18 protein-coding genes are annotated in these 16564 nt (G+C 60.5%); 17 read left to right on the top strand and 1 reads right to left on the bottom strand.

All coding sequences use genetic code 11. The annotated features are described in order from the left end of the window. Position 1: 1 nt before the first annotated feature. The 15 genes from fliH (at position 2) to flhB (ending at position 12298) form a co-directional block, all read left to right on the top strand. The gene (fliH, locus tag BUC40_RS20215) at positions 2-790 is read left to right on the top strand and encodes a flagellar assembly protein FliH (protein ID WP_073268189.1); all 789 of its coding nucleotides are present in this window, start codon (positions 2-4) and stop codon (positions 788-790) included. Continuing rightward, entirely contained in the window at positions 780-2138 is a 1359-nt protein-coding gene (fliI, locus tag BUC40_RS20210) for a flagellar protein export ATPase FliI (RefSeq protein WP_073268187.1), read from the top strand. Before fliH ends, fliI begins: the two co-directional genes overlap by 11 nt. 3 nt (positions 2139-2141) lie before the next feature. Next, positions 2142-2594: a flagellar export protein FliJ gene (gene fliJ, locus BUC40_RS20205; RefSeq protein WP_073268185.1), complete on the top strand. Its 453-nt coding sequence runs from the start codon at positions 2142-2144 to the stop codon at positions 2592-2594. A gap of 207 nt (positions 2595-2801) precedes the next feature. Beyond that, positions 2802-3107, top strand: coding sequence for an STAS domain-containing protein (locus BUC40_RS20200; protein WP_073268183.1), 306 nt, complete (start codon positions 2802-2804; stop codon positions 3105-3107). Positions 3108-3113: 6 nt separating this feature from the next. Further along, positions 3114-4811, top strand: coding sequence for an ATP-binding SpoIIE family protein phosphatase (locus tag BUC40_RS20195; protein ID WP_073268181.1), 1698 nt, complete (start codon positions 3114-3116; stop codon positions 4809-4811). A 65-nt stretch (positions 4812-4876) separates the two neighbouring features. Continuing rightward, a complete protein-coding gene (locus BUC40_RS20190; RefSeq protein ID WP_073268179.1) occupies positions 4877-5233 on the top strand; it encodes an Hpt domain-containing protein in 357 nt (118 codons plus the stop codon). Positions 5234-5305: 72 nt separating this feature from the next. Then, on the top strand, positions 5306-6583 hold the full coding sequence (locus BUC40_RS20185) for a flagellar hook-length control protein FliK (protein WP_073268177.1): 1278 nt from the start codon (positions 5306-5308) through the stop codon (positions 6581-6583). 258 nt (positions 6584-6841) lie between these two features. After that, positions 6842-7366 carry a flagellar basal body-associated protein FliL gene (gene fliL, locus BUC40_RS20180; RefSeq protein ID WP_073268175.1) on the top strand — a complete coding sequence of 175 codons (525 nt, stop codon included), beginning with the start codon at positions 6842-6844 and terminating at the stop codon, positions 7364-7366. Between the two features lie 15 nt (positions 7367-7381). After that, entirely contained in the window at positions 7382-8353 is a 972-nt protein-coding gene (gene fliM / locus BUC40_RS20175) for a flagellar motor switch protein FliM (RefSeq protein WP_073268173.1), read from the top strand. 62 nt (positions 8354-8415) lie between these two features. Continuing rightward, on the top strand, positions 8416-8886 hold the full coding sequence (gene fliN, locus BUC40_RS20170; protein WP_073268171.1) for a flagellar motor switch protein FliN: 471 nt from the start codon (positions 8416-8418) through the stop codon (positions 8884-8886). A 4-nt stretch (positions 8887-8890) separates the two neighbouring features. After that, the gene (gene fliO, locus BUC40_RS20165) at positions 8891-9316 is read left to right on the top strand and encodes a flagellar biosynthetic protein FliO (RefSeq protein WP_073268169.1); all 426 of its coding nucleotides are present in this window, start codon (positions 8891-8893) and stop codon (positions 9314-9316) included. Then, the gene (fliP, locus tag BUC40_RS20160) at positions 9316-10101 is read left to right on the top strand and encodes a flagellar type III secretion system pore protein FliP (protein ID WP_073268167.1); all 786 of its coding nucleotides are present in this window, start codon (positions 9316-9318) and stop codon (positions 10099-10101) included. The genes fliO and fliP overlap by 1 nt, the downstream gene beginning before the upstream one ends. Before the next feature lie 10 nt (positions 10102-10111). Beyond that, positions 10112-10381, top strand: a complete 270-nt coding sequence (fliQ, locus tag BUC40_RS20155) for a flagellar biosynthesis protein FliQ (protein ID WP_073268165.1) — start codon at positions 10112-10114, stop codon at positions 10379-10381. 4 nt (positions 10382-10385) lie between these two features. Next, on the top strand, positions 10386-11162 hold the full coding sequence (gene fliR / locus BUC40_RS20150; RefSeq protein ID WP_073268164.1) for a flagellar biosynthetic protein FliR: 777 nt from the start codon (positions 10386-10388) through the stop codon (positions 11160-11162). After that, a complete protein-coding gene (gene flhB, locus BUC40_RS20145; protein WP_073268163.1) occupies positions 11162-12298 on the top strand; it encodes a flagellar biosynthesis protein FlhB in 1137 nt (378 codons plus the stop codon). The genes fliR and flhB overlap by 1 nt, the downstream gene beginning before the upstream one ends. A 42-nt stretch (positions 12299-12340) precedes the next feature. Here flhB and sodC read toward each other — a convergent pair whose 3' ends face one another. Next, a complete protein-coding gene (gene sodC, locus BUC40_RS20140; protein ID WP_073268161.1) occupies positions 12341-12862 on the bottom strand; it encodes a superoxide dismutase family protein in 522 nt (173 codons plus the stop codon). 247 nt (positions 12863-13109) lie between these two features. Between sodC and flhA the strand changes: the two genes are divergently transcribed. Further along, positions 13110-15218 carry a flagellar biosynthesis protein FlhA gene (flhA, locus tag BUC40_RS20135; protein ID WP_073268159.1) on the top strand — a complete coding sequence of 703 codons (2109 nt, stop codon included), beginning with the start codon at positions 13110-13112 and terminating at the stop codon, positions 15216-15218. Positions 15219-15233: 15 nt separating this feature from the next. Then, positions 15234-16538, top strand: a complete 1305-nt coding sequence (gene flhF, locus BUC40_RS20130; protein WP_073268157.1) for a flagellar biosynthesis GTPase FlhF — start codon at positions 15234-15236, stop codon at positions 16536-16538. Positions 16539-16564: the final 26 nt, after the last annotated feature.

Raw genomic sequence — 16564 nt, 5'->3', positions numbered from 1 at the left:
CATGGCCGGCAAGGAACCAATGAGCGAGCTGATTCGCGCCAAGGACGTGCGCCGTGTCGATCGCTGGTCGCTGCCCAGCTTCGATGAGCACGACGAGTCGCAGGAGGAAGCCCCAGCGGTAGAGCCCGTCGCCGCCGAAGCGCCTCCGCCACCTGCGCAGGAAAGCGAGGATGTGGCATTCGAAGATGTCAAACCCTTGACGCTCGATGAGCTCGAAGCCATCCGCCAGGATGCTTACAACGAAGGTTTCGCCACCGGCGAGAAGGACGGCTTCCGTGCCGGTCAGCTCAAGGCCAAGCAGGAAGCAGATACCGCCTTGGCTAGTCGGGTGGAGGCGCTTGAGCAGGTTATGCGCCATCTGTTCGAGCCGATTGCCGAGCAGGATCAGCAGCTCGAAGTCGCCCTTGTCACGCTAGTTGGCCAGATCACCCGTGAAGTGATTCAGCGCGAGCTCAGCGGCGACTCCAGTCAGATCCGCCAGGTGCTGCGCGAGGCACTCAAGCTGCTGCCCATGGGCGCGGAAAATATCCGTATCCACCTCAATCCGCAGGACTTCGAGCTGGTCAAATCGCTGCGCGACCGGCATGAAGAAAACTGGCGGATTCTCGAAGATGACTCGCTGCTACCTGGTGGCTGTCGGGTGGAGAGCGAACACAGCCGTATCGACGCCAGTGTCGAAACCAGGCTGAGCCAGGCGCTCAAGCAGCTGTTCGAGCAACAGCGTGAGCACGCCACCACGCCGCGTGCGGCGGATATGGTGATCGACCTGGATGACTCCAATGCGCCTTGAGCGCATCAGCTTCTCCCGCCGCATGGAAGGGTACGGCGATGCGGTAAAGCTGCCGACCCAGCCCATCGTCGAAGGGCGTCTGCTGCGCATGGTCGGCCTCACGCTCGAAGCCGAAGGCTTGCGGGCCGCGCTGGGCAGTCGCTGCCTGGTGATCAATGACGACAGCTATCACCCGGTGCAGGTCGAGGCCGAGGTGATGGGTTTTTCTTCCGGCAAAATCTACCTGATGCCTGTTGGCAGCCTTGCCGGCATCGCTCCGGGCGCGCGCGTAGTGCCGCTGCCCGACACCGGTCGCCTGCCCATGGGGATGTCGATGCTTGGCCGAGTGCTCGATGGCGCTGGCCGGGCGCTGGATGGCAAGGGCGGCATGAAAGCCGAAGACTGGGTACCAATGGATGGCCCGACCATCAACCCGCTCAAACGCCACCCGATCAGCCAGCCGTTGGACGTCGGCATTCGCAGCATCAATGGCCTGCTCACCGTCGGTCGCGGTCAACGCCTCGGCCTGTTCGCCGGTACCGGCGTGGGTAAGTCAGTATTGCTCGGCATGATGACGCGCTTCACCGAGGCCGAGATCATCGTGGTCGGCCTGATCGGCGAACGTGGTCGTGAGGTGAAGGAATTTATCGACGAAATTCTCGGTGCTGAGGGCATCAAGCGTTCGGTTGTAGTGGCGTCGCCAGCAGACGACGCGCCGCTGATGCGCCTGCGCGCTGCCATGTATTGCACGCGCATCGCCGAATATTTTCGCGACAAGGGTAAAAACGTCCTGCTTTTGATGGATTCGCTGACCCGTTTTGCCCAGGCGCAGCGGGAGATCGCCCTGGCCATCGGCGAGCCGCCTGCCACCAAAGGCTATCCGCCATCGGTATTCGCCAAGCTGCCCCGGCTTGTCGAGCGCGCCGGTAATGCCGAGGAGGGCGGTGGGTCGATCACAGCCTTCTACACTGTACTGTCCGAGGGTGATGATCAGCAGGATCCGATTGCCGACGCCGCTCGTGGTGTGCTCGACGGTCACTTCGTGCTGTCGCGGCGCCTGGCTGAAGAAGGTCACTATCCCGCCATCGATATCGAAGCGTCGATCAGCCGGGTCATGCCGCAGGTAGTCAGCCCGGAACACATGCGCAACGCCCAGCGTTTCAAGCAGCTGTGGTCGCGCTACCAGCAAAGTCGCGACCTGATCAGCGTTGGCGCCTACGTGCCGGGCGGCGATGCCGATACCGACCTGGCCATCGCTCGCCAGCCGGTGATGGTGCGCTATCTGCGCCAGGCCCTCGGTGAAAGCGAAAGCCTGGAGAGCAGCCGTGAGCTGCTGGGCGCGGTATTGAACCCCGCAGTGGCGCCTTAATTCATGGCTGCCAGCCGTGCCGCGCGCCTGGCGCCGGTCGTCGATATGGCCGAAAAGGCCGAACGCGAAGCCGCTGTGCAGCTCGGGCGTGCGCAGGGCATGTTGGGGCAGGCGCAAAGCAAATTGGCGGATCTGGAAAAGTACCTGCAGGGTTATCAGCAGCAATGGATCAGCGAAGGCCAGCACGGCGTGTCCGGCCAATGGCTGATGAACTACCAGCGCTTTTTGTCTCAGCTTGATGTGGCCATCGCCCAGCAGCAGCAAGCCGTGAACTGGCACCGCAACAATTTGGACAAGGTGCGCGAGGTCTGGCAGCAGCGTTATGCGCGCCTGGAGGGGCTGCGCAAACTGGTGCAGCGTTATATCGATGAAGCGCGAATCGCCGAGGATAAACGTGAACAAAAGCTGCTTGATGAGCTGTCTCAGCGGCTGCCGCGACGAGATTCCCACGAATGATGGTTGCCGCTGACGCGGGCTAATGCTAAATCTTCATAGGCCGGAATTCAGATCGCTGGAGAGCGCACTGGGCAGGGCAAGGAAAAACAGGTGAGACACCGCGCCACCACGTAGGTCAACAAGGTAACAGCTGCTCTAGCGAGCAGGTTCGACCATGCTGACCCGCCAAGGCGGGCTGCGGGTATCCCGGATATCAAGGAGTGTTTCATGCCCATCACCTCGGTGCCCTCGGAAGACGGGCAAGAGTTGACCATCACCATCCAGGGGCGCTTCGATTTCGGCGCCCATCAGGAGTTTCGACGAGCCTACGAGCGCGTTGATATCCGCCCCAAGCGTTATGCGGTTGATCTCAAGGGCACGACTTACCTAGATAGCTCAGCGCTCGGTATGTTGCTGCTGTTGCGCGACCATGCCGGCGGTGATCGTGCGCAGATTCGTCTGCTCAACTGTAATGCCGACGTTCGTAAGATTCTTTCCATTTCCAATTTCGAACAGCTTTTTCAGATCGACTGAGGCGCGATGAACGCCTCATCCCTCACCATCCTGATTGCCGAGGACAGCGCTACTGACCGCATGCTGCTGTCGACCATCGTCGGTCGTCAGGGCCATCGCGTGTTGGCAGCGGCCAATGGTCTGGAAGCGGTCGCGCTGTTCGAGTCGCAGCGGCCGCAACTGGTGTTGATGGATGCACTGATGCCGGTGATGGACGGTTTCGAGGCGGCCAGGCGGATCAAGGCCATGGCGGGTGAAGCCATGGTGCCAATCATCTTCCTAACTTCGCTCAGCGAAGAAGAAGCCTTGGTCAGCTGTCTGGAGGCGGGTGGCGATGACTTTCTCGCCAAGCCCTACAGCCGAGTAATCCTCGAAGCCAAGATCAAGGCGATGGACCGGATGCGCAGCCTGCATCAGGAAGTGCTGCGCCAGCGCGACCAGATTGCCCGGCACAACGAACACCTGCAAAACGAACAGCTAGTTGCCAAGGCGGTTTTCGACAAGGTGGCCCATTCCGGCTGCCTAGGCGCCGGCAACATTCGTTACCTGCAATCACCCTACGCGTTGTTCAATGGCGATCTCTTGCTCGCTGCCTTTCATCCCAGTGGGGACATGCACGTACTGCTCGGTGATTTCACCGGTCACGGCTTGCCGGCGGCTATCGGTGCGATGCCGCTGGCCGAAGTTTTCTACCGCATGACGGGCAAAGGCCATTCTCTCGTGGAGATTCTCCACGAAGGTAATGCCAAGCTGCGGCGCATCCTGCCTCGCGGTGTTTTCTGTTGCGCAACGCTTTTGAATATCAGTTTTCGACGCCGAGTCGTTGAGTTCTGGGGCGGCGGCTTGCCGGCTGGTTATGTATTGCGCCATGGCAGCGGCGAGCGGGTGCCACTGGTTTCGCGCCACCTGCCACTCGGTGTGCTCGATCCGGACAGCTTCCGCGATGACTATGAGTCTTACTCACTGGAGCTGGGGGATCGGGTATTCCTGTTGTCTGACGGCGTACTCGAGGCACAGAACGAGCACGATGAGCTGTTTGGCGAGAAGCGCCTGCTCGAGGTTCTGGATGTCAGTCGCGATCCTTCGACCCTTTTTGCCGACATTCAGCAGGCGCTGCAGAACTTTCACGGTGAGGCACGTGACGACGTCAGCCTGGTCGAGGTGACCATGGTCGAGGACGACGCTGTCATTCGCCCGCCGCTGTCGCCCGGCGAGCTGCGCGCTGGGCCCGAACACTGGTCGGCCCGCTACGATTTTCGCGGCTCCACGCTGCGCGATTTTTATCCACTACCGCACCTGCTCCAGCTCCTGCTTGAAGTACCTGGGTTACGCGGTAATGGCGGCAATCTCTATAGCGTGCTTTGCGAGCTTTACACCAATGCGCTTGAGCATGGCGTGCTGGCGCTGGATTCTTCGCTCAAGTGCGATGCTGCCGGCTTCGGCGAGTACTACCGATTGCGCGCTGAACGCCTCGATGCGCTACAAGATGGTTGCGTCAGTGTCGCCTTCGATGTTCGCCAGGAAGAGGGCGGTGGGCGGCTGATACTGACCGTCGAAGACAGTGGTGCAGGGTTCGATTCTGCGGCAGTGATGACGCACCAGCGCAAGGCGGGTGGTTTCAGTGGGCGTGGCATGGGCCTGATCCGGGAACTGAGCGAGCGCAGTGAGTGGTCCGCGGACGGGCGTCGGGTCAGTGTGGAGTTTTCCTGGGTCGCACAGGCATAATTCGCGGCTTTCGCGGTACGCTTGGAAACGGTGAACCGTTCTTCGCGGCAGTCCTGGAGCCAAGGGTGTCCGATAATCATCTAGATCGTGATGTGCTGAACTCCCTGCAGGAGATCATGGAAAACGAGTATCCCGTGCTGCTGGATACCTTCGTCACCGACTCCGAGGAGCGCTTGCGCCTGCTGTTGATCGCCGGGCAGGAGCAGGACGCTCAAGCCATGCGCCGTGCTGCACACAGTTTCAAAGGCAGCTGCAGCAACATGGGTGCCAAGGTGCTGGCAGACTCCTGTCGGGATCTGGAGGAGTTGGCCCGTCGCGGCGATCTTGCCGAGTCGGCGTTGCTGGTGGCGCGCATCGAGCGTGAGTTCGCCATCCTGCGCATTCTGTTGAAGTCAGAGCGTCAGCGCTTTCCCGCCAGTTAGCTGTTTTGCCTGAAGGTTGGCCCGACCCTTGCTTTGGTTAGGCAAACGTCATTATTCAAGCGGAGAGCATTCATGCCCGTTGCCCCTGATCTGTTGCTGACCCCTGCGGCTACCGCCAAGCCCAAGGCTGCGCCGGCCAATACCTCGCAGAACACGTCGCAACCGCGTAAGCAGGAGGCCTCCAGCTTCTCGCAGGTATACGCCAAAGAGCGCCAGGCCAAGGCCGCAGACCGTCAGGATGCTGCCGCCAAGAGCGCCCGCGACAGCAAAGCCGATCCGCAAGCGAGTGCCAGCGATCCGGCAACAGCCACCGCGGCAGAGCCTGCAGTTGCCGATAGCGGCAAGGATTTGCCTGAAGATCCTTCGCTCGCAGAGGATGCTGTCGATCCATTGGTGCTGCTGGGGCTGTTTCAGCCAGAAGTCGAGCCTGTAGCCGTCGAGCCGGAGGTTACTCCAGAGCAAGCTACGGCTGCCGTGGTATCTACGAGCCTGATCGGCTCAGGCCCTGCAAGCATGACCGAGGCCAGCTTCGATCCGGAAATCGATGCGCTCAATCAGCAGCCGGCAGTGCAGCTGGCGCTTGAAGTCGGTGCTCAGGAGAAGGCTGCTGCTCAGGCTACTACCACTCCAGGTGGCGCTGCAGCATCCTCATCGGCCAGCAGCGGTCAGGCCTTTGCCAGCGCCATGACGGCCATGGGCATGAAAACGACTGTGCAGGAGGGTGAGGCTGGTGACACGACAGCTTTACCGTCTTTCGAGCTTAGTACCGAGGCCCTCGAGGCGCTCAAGGAAAGTTCTGCCGACACCGCTCCGGAACAGTTTGTCAGCAAGCTTAGCGCGTTGAGTCAGGCGATTGGTCAGCAGGCTTCGCAGGTGGCTCGGGTTCCGGTGGTGCCTGGCCAGCCATTGGCCATGCAACAGGCTGGCTTCAGTGAAGGCGTCGTGGACAAAGTGATGTGGATGTCCAGCCAGAACCTCAAGTCTGCGGAAATTCAGCTCGACCCCGCTGAGCTCGGGCGTCTGGATGTGCGCATCAGTCTGAATCAGGATCAAACCCAGATCACCTTCGCCAGCGCCCACCCGAGCGTACGTGAAGCACTGGAAGGTCAGGTGCATCGCCTGCGTGAGATGTTCACCCAGCAAGGCATGAACCTGGCGGACGTGAACGTTTCCGATCAGTCCCAGGGCCGTGCCTGGCAGGGCCAGGAGGGCGATGGACGGGGGCGTGGTGGGCGTATGGCAGACGAGGGCAGCTCAGCCGGTGAGAGCGAAGAGCGGGTTATCGGCAGTGTCGAGATTCGTGATCCAGCCCAAGGCGCTGGTCGCGGTATGGTCGATTATTACGCCTGACGCTTCTCTCGCAAAAAACCTCTGATAAACGATGGCGCAATCCCGTTTACCGAGTGCTGCTCTAGACTTCGAATCACCCCGCCCGATGTGTCGAGCGGGGTGATTTCGTTTTATGGCACGGCCGCAAGCGGGTCAGGCATCACGCTTTCGCGTACCATGGCGCGCTTGGCGATTGCAGCCATGCTTGCGAGCTGGCATAACACTTGCTCTTAACCTATTGAAAGCGGAGGAATCTCCGCTACGTGACGGATTTTTGGCATGGCTAAGAAGAACGCGCCGCCCGCTGCTGCCGCTGAAGCTGGCAGCAAGCCGCCTGGCAAACTCAAGCTCATAATCGCGATAGTTCTGGCACTTTTGTTGGCCGTTGGGCTTTCGGTGGGCGGCACCTGGTTCTTTCTCAGCAAAGACAGCGCCAAGCCTGATGCAGAACACGAGCAAGCGGAGAATGCTGCGCCGATCAAACAGCCCGCGATCTACGAAGAGCTGACGCCTGCTTTCGTGGTCAATTTCACCCAGAACGGCAGGGCGCGTTACATGCAGGTCAGCGTTGCGCTGATGACCCGTGATCAGGCCGGCCTGGATGCGCTGAAGGTGCATATGCCAGTGTTGCGCAACAACCTGGTCATGCTGTTTTCCGGTCAAGATTTCGCCACTTTGATCACTCCGGTCGGCAAGGAAATGTTGCGTCAGCAGGCTACCGCCAGCGTGCAGCAACTGGCCGAGAAGGAGACGGGCAAGGTGGTTGTCGAGCAGGTGCTATTCACCAACCTCGTGTTGCAATAGGGCAGGAGTCCGCTAATGGCTGTACAAGACCTGCTGTCCCAGGACGAAATCGATGCGCTGCTGCACGGCGTCGATGATGGCCTGGTGGAAACCGAGGAGTTCGTCGAGCCTGGGAGCGTCAAGCAATACGACCTGACCAGCCAGGACCGCATCGTGCGTGGGCGCATGCCGACGCTGGAGATGATCAACGAGCGTTTCGCGCGTTATACGCGCATCAGCATGTTCAACCTGCTGCGTCGTTCTGCCGATGTGGCGGTTGGCGGCGTGCAGGTAATGAAATTCGGCGAATACGTGCACTCGCTGTACGTGCCGACCAGCCTCAATCTGGTGAAGATGAAACCGCTGCGTGGCACCGGGCTGTTCATTCTCGATGCGAAGCTGGTGTTCAAGCTGGTCGACAACTTCTTCGGTGGTGATGGTCGCCACGCAAAGATCGAAGGGCGTGAGTTCACTCCGACTGAACTGCGGGTTGTGCGCATGGTGCTCGATCAGGCGTTCGTCGACCTGCGCGAAGCCTGGGCGGCGGTGATGGACATCAACTTCGAGTACGTAGGCTCCGAGGTCAACCCGGCGCTGGCCAACATCGTCAGCCCCAGCGAAGTCATCGTGGTATCGACCTTTCACATCGAGCTCGATGGCGGCGGCGGTGACCTGCACGTCACCATGCCTTATTCGATGATTGAACCCATTCGCGAGATGCTCGATGCCGGCTTTCAGTCCGACGTCGACGATCAGGACGAGCGCTGGGTCAAGGCTCTGCGCGAAGACATTCTCGACGTCAGCGTACCGCTGAGCGCGACCGTTGCACGACGCCAGCTCAAAGTCCGCGACATCCTGCATATGCAACCTGGCGACGTGATTCCCGTCGAGCTGCCCGAGCACATGATCCTGCGCGCCAATGGCGTGCCGTCTTTCAAGGTCAAGCTCGGTTCGCACAAGGGCAACCTGTCGCTGCAGGTGCTCGATCCGGTCGATCGTCACCGCTAGCCCTACATTTTCGCTGCGCCGCGTGCGCAGCCAAGCCGATAAACGCCAGCCGAGGTTGAACGATGGCAGACGAGAACGAACAAACCAGCCCCGAGGAACAGGCGCTCGCTGACGAATGGGCGGCAGCGCTGTCCGAGTCCGGCGATGCGGACGGCCAGGACGACATCGATGCGATGTTGGCCGCCAGCGCGGCCAGCCAGCCATCGGCGCCACGTGCGCCCATGGAAGAGTTCGGCAGCATGCCCAAGGCCAATAATCCGGTCAGTCTGGACGGCCCGAACCTCGATGTGATTCTAGATATTCCCGTATCCATTTCCATGGAAGTGGGCAATGCCGATATAACCATTCGCAACTTGCTGCAGCTCAATCAGGGCTCGGTGATCGAGCTCGATCGTCTGGCTGGCGAGCCGCTCGATGTGCTGGTCAACGGCACCCTGATTGCTCACGGCGAAGTGGTGGTGGTCAACGAAAAATTCGGCATTCGCCTGACCGACGTGATCAGCCCCAGCGAACGTATAAAGAAGCTGCGTTGAAATCATGAACAGAATCCTGCTCGCGCTCCTGGCGCTGCCGTTCACCGCGCTCGCCGCCGAATCCGTCTCCCATGCACCTGCCGCCAGCGGTGGAATTGCAGGGCAGCTGGCGCAGTTGGTAATCGGCCTGCTGTTGGTGATCGGCCTGATTTTCCTGCTGGCCTGGATGGCGCGCCGCGTGCAGCGTCTGGGGCCCAACAACGGCAAGGTGATCAAGATCGTCGCCACCCAGGCCTTGAGCCCGCGTGACCGGTTGGTGCTGGTGCAGGTGGGTAACGAGCAGGTGCTGCTAGGGCTTACGCCTGGGCGAATCAACTCGTTACACGTGATGAGCGAGCCGGTTCACTTGCCTGACGGCGAGCCGGCTTCCACCGAGTTTTCCCAGCGCCTCATGGAGCTGCTGGGCAAGGATCAGAAGGACAAGTCCTGATGCTGCGACTTCTGCTGGTGCTGGTGTTTACGCTCGGCGCCTCGCTAGCCTTTGCCCAGGAGCCGCCGACGGCCAGCTCGCTGATCCAGCAGGGCAGTAACCCGTTGTCCATTCCGGCGATTACCCTGAGCACCGATGCCGAGGGGCAGCAGGAGTATTCGGTCAGCCTGCAGATTCTACTGATCATGACCGCGCTGAGCTTTATCCCAGCGTTCGTCATGCTGATGACCAGTTTTACGCGGATCATCATCGTATTCTCGATCCTGCGTCAGGCCATGGGCCTGCAGCAGACGCCGTCCAACCAGATTCTCATCGGCCTGGCACTGTTTCTGACCATGTTCATCATGGCGCCGGTATTCGACCAGATTAACCGCGAGGCGCTGCAGCCCTATCTGAATCAGCAGTTGCCGGCGCAGCAGGCAATCGAGCGGGCAGAAGTGCCGATCAAGAACTTCATGCTGGCGCAGACTCGTGAAAGCGATCTGGAGCTGTTCGTGCGGTTGTCCAAGCGTACCGATATCACCACGCCAGAAGCCGCCCCTTTGACCATTCTGGTGCCGGCGTTCGTGACCTCCGAGCTCAAGACCGCATTTCAGATCGGCTTCATGATCTTCATCCCGTTCCTGATCATCGACATGGTGGTGGCCAGTATCCTCATGGCCATGGGCATGATGATGCTGTCGCCGCTGATCATTTCGCTGCCATTCAAGATCATGCTGTTTGTGCTGATCGATGGATGGGCGTTGATCATGGGCACTCTGGCCAGCAGTTTCGGCACGTTATAGCGAGGCTCATATGACTCCTGAAGTTGCTGTCGACCTTTTCCGTGAAGGGCTGTGGCTGATCTGTCTGATGGTCGGCCTGCTGGTCATGCCCAGCCTGCTTGTGGGCTTGCTGGTGGCGATGTTCCAGGCGGCCACGCAGATCAACGAACAGACTCTGAGCTTTCTGCCACGCCTGCTGGTGATGCTGCTGACTCTGATCGTCGCTGGGCCGTGGATGGTGCAGCAGCTGATGGAGTACACGCAGAACCTGATCATGAACATTCCGCAACTGATCGGCTGAACCGATGTTCGAGCTGAGCGATGCGCAGATTGGCAGCTGGGTCAGCAGCTTCTTGCTGCCGCTGTTTCGCATCGCCGCCCTGTTGATGGTGATGCCGATCTTCGGCACGCAGCTGGTACCCACCCGAGTGCGGCTCTATCTCTCGCTGGCGATCAGCGTGGTGCTGGTGCCGACTCTGCCGTCAATGCCGCTGGTGGATTCGATCAGCCTTCAGTCGTTCATGCTGATCGCCCAGGAAATCCTCATCGGGGTGATGCTCGGCTTCATGCTGCAGTTGTTCTTTCACATCTTCGTGGTCGCCGGGCAGGTTCTGGCGATGCAGATGGGCCTGGGTTTCGCCTCCATGGTCGACCCGGCAAACGGCATTTCTGTGCCGGTGATTGGTCAGTACTTCACCATGCTGGTGACCTTGCTGTTTCTGGCCATGAATGGACACCTAGTGGTGTTCGAGGTGCTCGCCGAGAGTTTCGTGACCATGCCGCCGGGTTCCGGGCTGCAGGTCGAGCATTACTGGGAGCTGGCCACCAAACTCAGCTGGGTAATGGGCGCCGCGCTGATTCTGGTACTGCCGGCGGTCACCGCATTACTGGTGATCAACATCGCCTTTGGCGTGATGACCCGTGCGGCGCCGCAGCTGAACATCTTTTCCATCGGCTTTCCACTCACCCTGGTGCTGGGCATGGTGATCGTGTGGATTTCACTGGCCGATATTCTTTCGCACTACCAGGTGATCGCCAGCGAGGCGCTGATCATGCTGCGTGAGCTGGTGAGGGCTGCCTGATGGCCGAATCAGAAAGCGGTGCCGATAAAAGCGAGGAACCCACGGATAAACGCCGTCGGGAATCTCGCGAGAAAGGCCAGATTGCACGCTCAAAAGAGCTGAATACCGTTGCCATCATGCTGGCTGGGACGGGTGGACTACTGGCCACTGGCGGCTCGATTGGCAACGCGATGCTGGAGATCATGCGTGGTAATTTCGCCCTGCCGCGCGAAGTGTTGATGGATGAGCGCAGCATGGCCTTGTGGCTGGCTGCGTCCGGGCAGGTAGCGCTCGAGGCTCTGTTGCCGCTGCTTATCGTGTTGCTGGTGATGTCCATAGTCGGCCCCATCGCCTTGGGCGGTTGGCTGTTTTCAGCGAAGGCCATGGCGCCCAAGTTCAGCCGCATGAACCCGCTGGCTGGGCTCAAGCGGATGTTTTCGATGAAGTCGCTGATCGAGCTGGTCAAGGCGCTCGCCAAGTTCATCGTGATCCTGGTGGTGGCATTGGTGGTGCTCTCGATGGATCGCGCCGACCTGCTAGCCATCGCCAACGAGCCGATCGAGTCGGCCATCATGCACTCAGCCCAGGTCGTCGGCTGGAGCGCGCTGTGGATGTCCCTTGGCTTGATCCTGATTGCCGCCGTGGACGTGCCGTTCCAGCTCTGGGACAACAAGCAGAAGCTGATGATGACCAAGCAGGAGGTCAGGGACGAATACAAGGACAGTGAAGGTAAGCCTGAGGTCAAACAGCGGATTCGCCAGCTGCAGCACGAAATGACTCAGCGGCGCATGATGCAGGCCGTGCCCCAGGCCGACGTGGTGATTACCAACCCGACGCACTTTGCGGTTGCCTTGAAATATGACCCCGCTACCGGGCAGGCACCGATGCTGCTGGCCAAGGGCAGTGACTTCACGGCACTGAAGATTCGCGAGATCGCCGCCGAGCACAACGTACTGTTGCTGGAGTCCCCAGCGTTGGCGCGCTCGATCTACCACACCACCGAGCTCGATCAGGAAATCCCCGCCGGCTTGTACCTCGCGGTCGCTCAGGTACTGGCTTATGTCTACCAGATTCGTCAGCACCAGGCGGGCAAGGGCAAGCGACCTGCACCGCTCAAGGATCTACCAATCCCGCCTGATTTGCGGCGCGATTCCTGAGTGTGATGCAGCCTGAGGATCAGGCCGCATCAATGCAGCGTTTTACTCGATTACACCGCACGCGACGCGAGCGCCGCCACCGCCCAGCGGCTTGGGATGATCCGCGTGATTGTCACCGCCAGCGTGAACCATCAGCGAAAGCTCCTTGAGCTCATCCACGCTCTTGATGCGCGGAGCCAGAACCGGCTGGTTGGCTTTGCCATCGGCGGTGACCAGCAGCGCAGGCAGGTCGCCTTGGTGGCCGTCACCCCAGGGTAGGTCGTGCTTGCCAGTGTTCTTCGGGTCCCAGTGGCCGCCGGCCGCCTCGGCAGCGGACGGCTTGCCGTCCTTGGGCGCCGGATCACAGCTGGGTTTGCTGTGTACATGGAAGCCGTGTACGCCAGGCTCCAGGTCATGCAGCTGCGGGGTGAACACCACGCCATACGGGCTCTGGCTGATCACCACCTTGCCGACTGATGCGCCGACGCCATTAGCGTCCACGGCGTTGAGTTCGACCGTTTTGTCGGCGGCCTGCAGGCCTGCAGCGCAGCAACTGGCCAGTGCGGCCATCATCCAGCGTTTCATGGTGTTTCTCCTTTCTAGGTCATCGATGGGGAACCATTGCTCTTCTGGTGTGACTGGGGTTTACCGATGGGGTTCGTGTTTTTGTCCCGCTGCTGTTCCGAGTGCGCAGGCTCATTGGCATCGACGTCCCATGACGCGGGTGTTCTGAGGAGTTGGAGAGGTTCTTGCAACACCGGCTGCAGAGACGTCCTGGACGTCAAAAGATTGAATCAGTCGGGGTACCCACGTGGCACTAGATCGCGCACAAATGATTGGCGACGTTCGCAGCAACCTTTCGGGGTTGCGCAAGGGCAATCTCGGTATTCCGTTGTTGCTGCTGGTCATGCTCGCCATGGTCATGCTGCCGATCCCGCCGTTTTTGCTCGACGTGCTGTTCACCTTCAGTATCGCGCTGTCGATCGTCGTGCTGCTGGTGGCGATCTACGCGCTGCGGCCGCTGGATTTCGCCGTATTCCCGACCATCCTGCTGGCCGCGACGCTGCTGCGTCTGGCTCTCAACGTGGCTTCCACGCGGGTGGTGCTGCTCAATGGCCAGGATGGTCACGACGCCGCGGGCAAGGTGATCCAGGCCTTCGGTGAAGTGGTGATTGGCGGCAACTACGTGGTCGGTATCGTGGTGTTCGCGATCCTGATGATCATCAACTTCGTGGTCGTGACCAAAGGTGCGGGGCGTATTTCCGAGGTGAGCGCGCGCTTTACCCTCGACGCCATGCCCGGCAAGCAGATGGCTATCGATGCCGACCTCAATGCTGGCCTTATCGATCAGGTCGAAGCCAAGAAGCGCCGTAGCGAAGTGGCGCAGGAGGCTGACTTTTACGGCTCCATGGACGGTGCCAGCAAGTTCGTGCGTGGCGATGCCGTCGCCGGCCTGCTGATCCTGTTCATCAACCTCATCGGTGGCATCGCCATCGGCATGCTGCAGCACGGCCTGAGCTTCGCCGACGCCGGGCGTATCTACACACTGCTAACCATCGGTGACGGCCTGGTGGCGCAGATCCCGTCGCTGCTGCTGTCCACCGCCGCTGCGATCATGGTGACCCGTGTTTCCAGCTCTGAAGACATGGGTGCCCAGGTCAACCGCCAGATGTTCGCATCACCGCGCGCGCTGGCCGTTTCCGCCGCCATTATGATCGCCATGGGCCTGGTGCCCGGCATGCCGCATATGTCATTCATCAGCTTGGGCCTGGTCGCCGCTGGTGCGGCGTACTGGATCGCCAACAAGCAGCGCAAGACCAAGGAAGCCGAAGTCATTGAAGTGCAGCGCCAGCAGGAACTACTGCCGGCGCAGCGCGCCCAGGAGGTCAAGGAGCTGGGGTGGGATGACGTGGTGCCGGTGGATATGGTCGGTCTGGAAGTGGGTTACCGACTGATCCCTTTGGTCGACCGTAACCAGGGTGGGCAGCTGCTGGCGCGTATCAAAGGTGTGCGCAAGAAGCTCTCGCAGGAGATGGGTTTTCTGATGCCATCCGTACACATCCGCGACAACCTGGACCTGCAGCCCAATGCTTACCGCCTGACCTTAATGGGCGTCAGCGTTGCCGAAGCCGAGGTGTACCCGGATCGCGAACTGGCGATCAACCCCGGCCAGGTGTTCGGCACCCTTAATGGCGTGGCCGCCAAAGATCCGGCGTTTGGCCTGGAGGCTGTATGGATCGATCCGGGTCAGCGTGATCAGGCGCAATCGCTTGGTTATACCGTGGTGGACGCCAGCACTGTGGTGGCGACACACCTCAATCAGATCCTGCACAAACACGCCCATGAGCTGCTTGGCCATGAAGAGGTCCAGCAATTGATGCAATTGTTGGCGAAAAGCTCGCCAAAACTGGCCGAAGAGCTGGTTCCAGGGCTGATTTCCCTGTCGACCCTGCTCAAGGTCCTGCAGGCATTGCTGCAGGAGCAGGTGCCGGTGCGTGACATTCGCACCATCGCCGAAGCCATCGCCAACGTCGCACCACGGAGTCAAGATCCCGCCGCCATGGTTGCCGCGGTTCGCGTCTCGCTGGCCCGCGCAATCGTGCAAAACATCGTGGGACTAGAGCCGGAGCTGCCTGTGATCACCTTGGAGCCAAGGTTGGAACAGATATTGCTAAATAGTCTTCAGAAGGCCGGTCAAGGCTCCGAGGATGGCATCCTCCTGGAGCCTGGCATGGCCGAGAAGCTGCAACGTTCCCTGGTGGAAGCAGCGCAGCGTCAGGAGATGCTTGGCAAGCCGGTGATTCTGCTGGCCGCCGGGCCGGTTCGGGGAATGCTTTCACGTTTTGCCCGATTGGCCGTCCCGAGCATGCATGTTCTGGCGTACCAGGAAATTCCGGATAACAAGCAGGTCACCATCGTTGCGACGGTGGGGCAGAACTAATCGAGGGTACGGGCCATGCAGGTCAAACGCTTTTTCGCTGCTGATATGCGCCAAGCCATGAAACTGGTTCGCGATGAATTGGGCGCTGATGCGACCATCATCGGTAACCGTCGTGTGGCCGGTGGCGTAGAACTGACAGCCGCGCTCGATTATCAGGTTCAGCCCGCTCCGGCGCGGCAGGCCAATCCGGCGCTGGAAGCTGAGCTGCGCAAGACGCAGTCGCGCATTGCCTCCGCTCAGGCTGAGCTGACTACCCGTAGCCAGCTCGATGCTGGCAAGGATCGTCAGCTGTTCGCTGCCGCGCCAACAGCGCCGGCCGACAGTTTGGATGCAGTGCTGCAGCGTCAGCAGCAGAAGCCTGCTGCTGCGCCAGCTGACCAGTCTGCGTTGGAATCCATGCGTTCCGAATTGCATGGCTTGCGTGAGCTGATCGAGATGCAGATGGGTTCCATGGCCTGGGGCCAGTTGCAGGCTCGCCGTCCGCAACAGGCCACGCTGTGGCGTCGTCTGCAGCGTATGGGCCTGCCGGCAGAACTGGCGCGCACGCTGCTCGAACGCGTCGCTTCGCTGAGCGATCAGCGTCAAGCCTGGCGCATGGTGCTGGCGCACCTGGCTCACTCTATTCAAACGCCCAAGCAGGAACCGATGGAAGAGGGCGGCGTGATCGCTCTGGTCGGTCCGGCTGGTATGGGCAAGACCACCACCTTGGCCAAGCTCGCTGCGCGCTACGTACTCAAATACGGCGCTGCGAATATCGCCCTGGTAAGTATGGACAGCTATCGCATTGGCGCGCAGGAGCAGCTCAAGACCTTGGGCCGTATCCTGGGTGTTTCCGTGACCCACGTCGATCCAGGTCAGTCACTGACTCAGTCCCTGGCGCCGCTGGCGCGCAAGCGTGTGGTGCTGATCGATACTGCTGGTCTGCCTGCCAATGATCCGGCGCTGCGCATGCAGCTGGAAACGCTGGCCAGCCGTGGCGTCAACGCCCGTAATTATCTGGTTCTGGCAGCGACCAGCCAAGCGCAGGTGCTCAAGGCGGCTTACCATAGCTATAAGCGTTGTGGGTTGGCTGGCTGCATTCTGAGTAAACTGGACGAAGCCACCAGCATGGGTGAAGTATTGGGTCTGGCTATTGGCCACCGTCTGCCGGTAGCCTACCTGGCAGATGGCCCGCGCATCCCCGACGATGTGCACGTACCGCGTAGCCATCAGTTGGTCAGCCGTGCAGTGGGTCTGCAGGCTCCGGATGAGCCGAGCGAAGATACGATGGCCGACATGTTCGCCGGGCTCTACCAAGACCCCGCGCGGCGTGCAGGTTAAAACAGACAAGTGTGGCGAGGCGCTGG

It is taken from the genome of Phytopseudomonas punonensis (genome assembly GCF_900142655.1).
GTDB lineage: Bacteria > Pseudomonadota > Gammaproteobacteria > Pseudomonadales > Pseudomonadaceae > Aquipseudomonas > Aquipseudomonas punonensis.
The sequence above is the reverse complement of the archived record's forward strand: the minus strand, read 5'-3'. Positions and strand labels throughout refer to the sequence as shown.

Bases quoted from the DNA above. Each gene is read 5' to 3' on its own strand.
- fliR (WP_073268164.1), top strand. From the start codon at position 10,386: ATGTTCGAGCTGAGCGATGCGCAGATTGGCAGCTGGGTCAGCAGCTTC.
- flhA (WP_073268159.1), top strand. From the start codon at position 13,110: ATGATTGGCGACGTTCGCAGCAACCTTTCGGGGTTGCGCAAGGGCAAT.
- flhB (WP_073268163.1), top strand. From the start codon at position 11,162: ATGGCCGAATCAGAAAGCGGTGCCGATAAAAGCGAGGAACCCACGGAT.
- fliM (WP_073268173.1), top strand. From the start codon at position 7,382: ATGGCTGTACAAGACCTGCTGTCCCAGGACGAAATCGATGCGCTGCTG.
- BUC40_RS20185 (WP_073268177.1), top strand. From the start codon at position 5,306: ATGCCCGTTGCCCCTGATCTGTTGCTGACCCCTGCGGCTACCGCCAAG.
- sodC (WP_073268161.1), bottom strand. From the start codon at position 12,862: ATGAAACGCTGGATGATGGCCGCACTGGCCAGTTGCTGCGCTGCAGGC.
- flhF (WP_073268157.1), top strand. From the start codon at position 15,234: ATGCAGGTCAAACGCTTTTTCGCTGCTGATATGCGCCAAGCCATGAAA.
- fliP (WP_073268167.1), top strand. From the start codon at position 9,316: ATGCTGCGACTTCTGCTGGTGCTGGTGTTTACGCTCGGCGCCTCGCTA.
- BUC40_RS20195 (WP_073268181.1), top strand. From the start codon at position 3,114: ATGAACGCCTCATCCCTCACCATCCTGATTGCCGAGGACAGCGCTACT.
- fliI (WP_073268187.1), top strand. From the start codon at position 780: ATGCGCCTTGAGCGCATCAGCTTCTCCCGCCGCATGGAAGGGTACGGC.
- fliL (WP_073268175.1), top strand. From the start codon at position 6,842: ATGGCTAAGAAGAACGCGCCGCCCGCTGCTGCCGCTGAAGCTGGCAGC.
- BUC40_RS20200 (WP_073268183.1), top strand. From the start codon at position 2,802: ATGCCCATCACCTCGGTGCCCTCGGAAGACGGGCAAGAGTTGACCATC.
- fliQ (WP_073268165.1), top strand. From the start codon at position 10,112: ATGACTCCTGAAGTTGCTGTCGACCTTTTCCGTGAAGGGCTGTGGCTG.
- fliJ (WP_073268185.1), top strand. From the start codon at position 2,142: ATGGCTGCCAGCCGTGCCGCGCGCCTGGCGCCGGTCGTCGATATGGCC.
- fliN (WP_073268171.1), top strand. From the start codon at position 8,416: ATGGCAGACGAGAACGAACAAACCAGCCCCGAGGAACAGGCGCTCGCT.
- fliO (WP_073268169.1), top strand. From the start codon at position 8,891: ATGAACAGAATCCTGCTCGCGCTCCTGGCGCTGCCGTTCACCGCGCTC.
- fliH (WP_073268189.1), top strand. From the start codon at position 2: ATGGCCGGCAAGGAACCAATGAGCGAGCTGATTCGCGCCAAGGACGTG.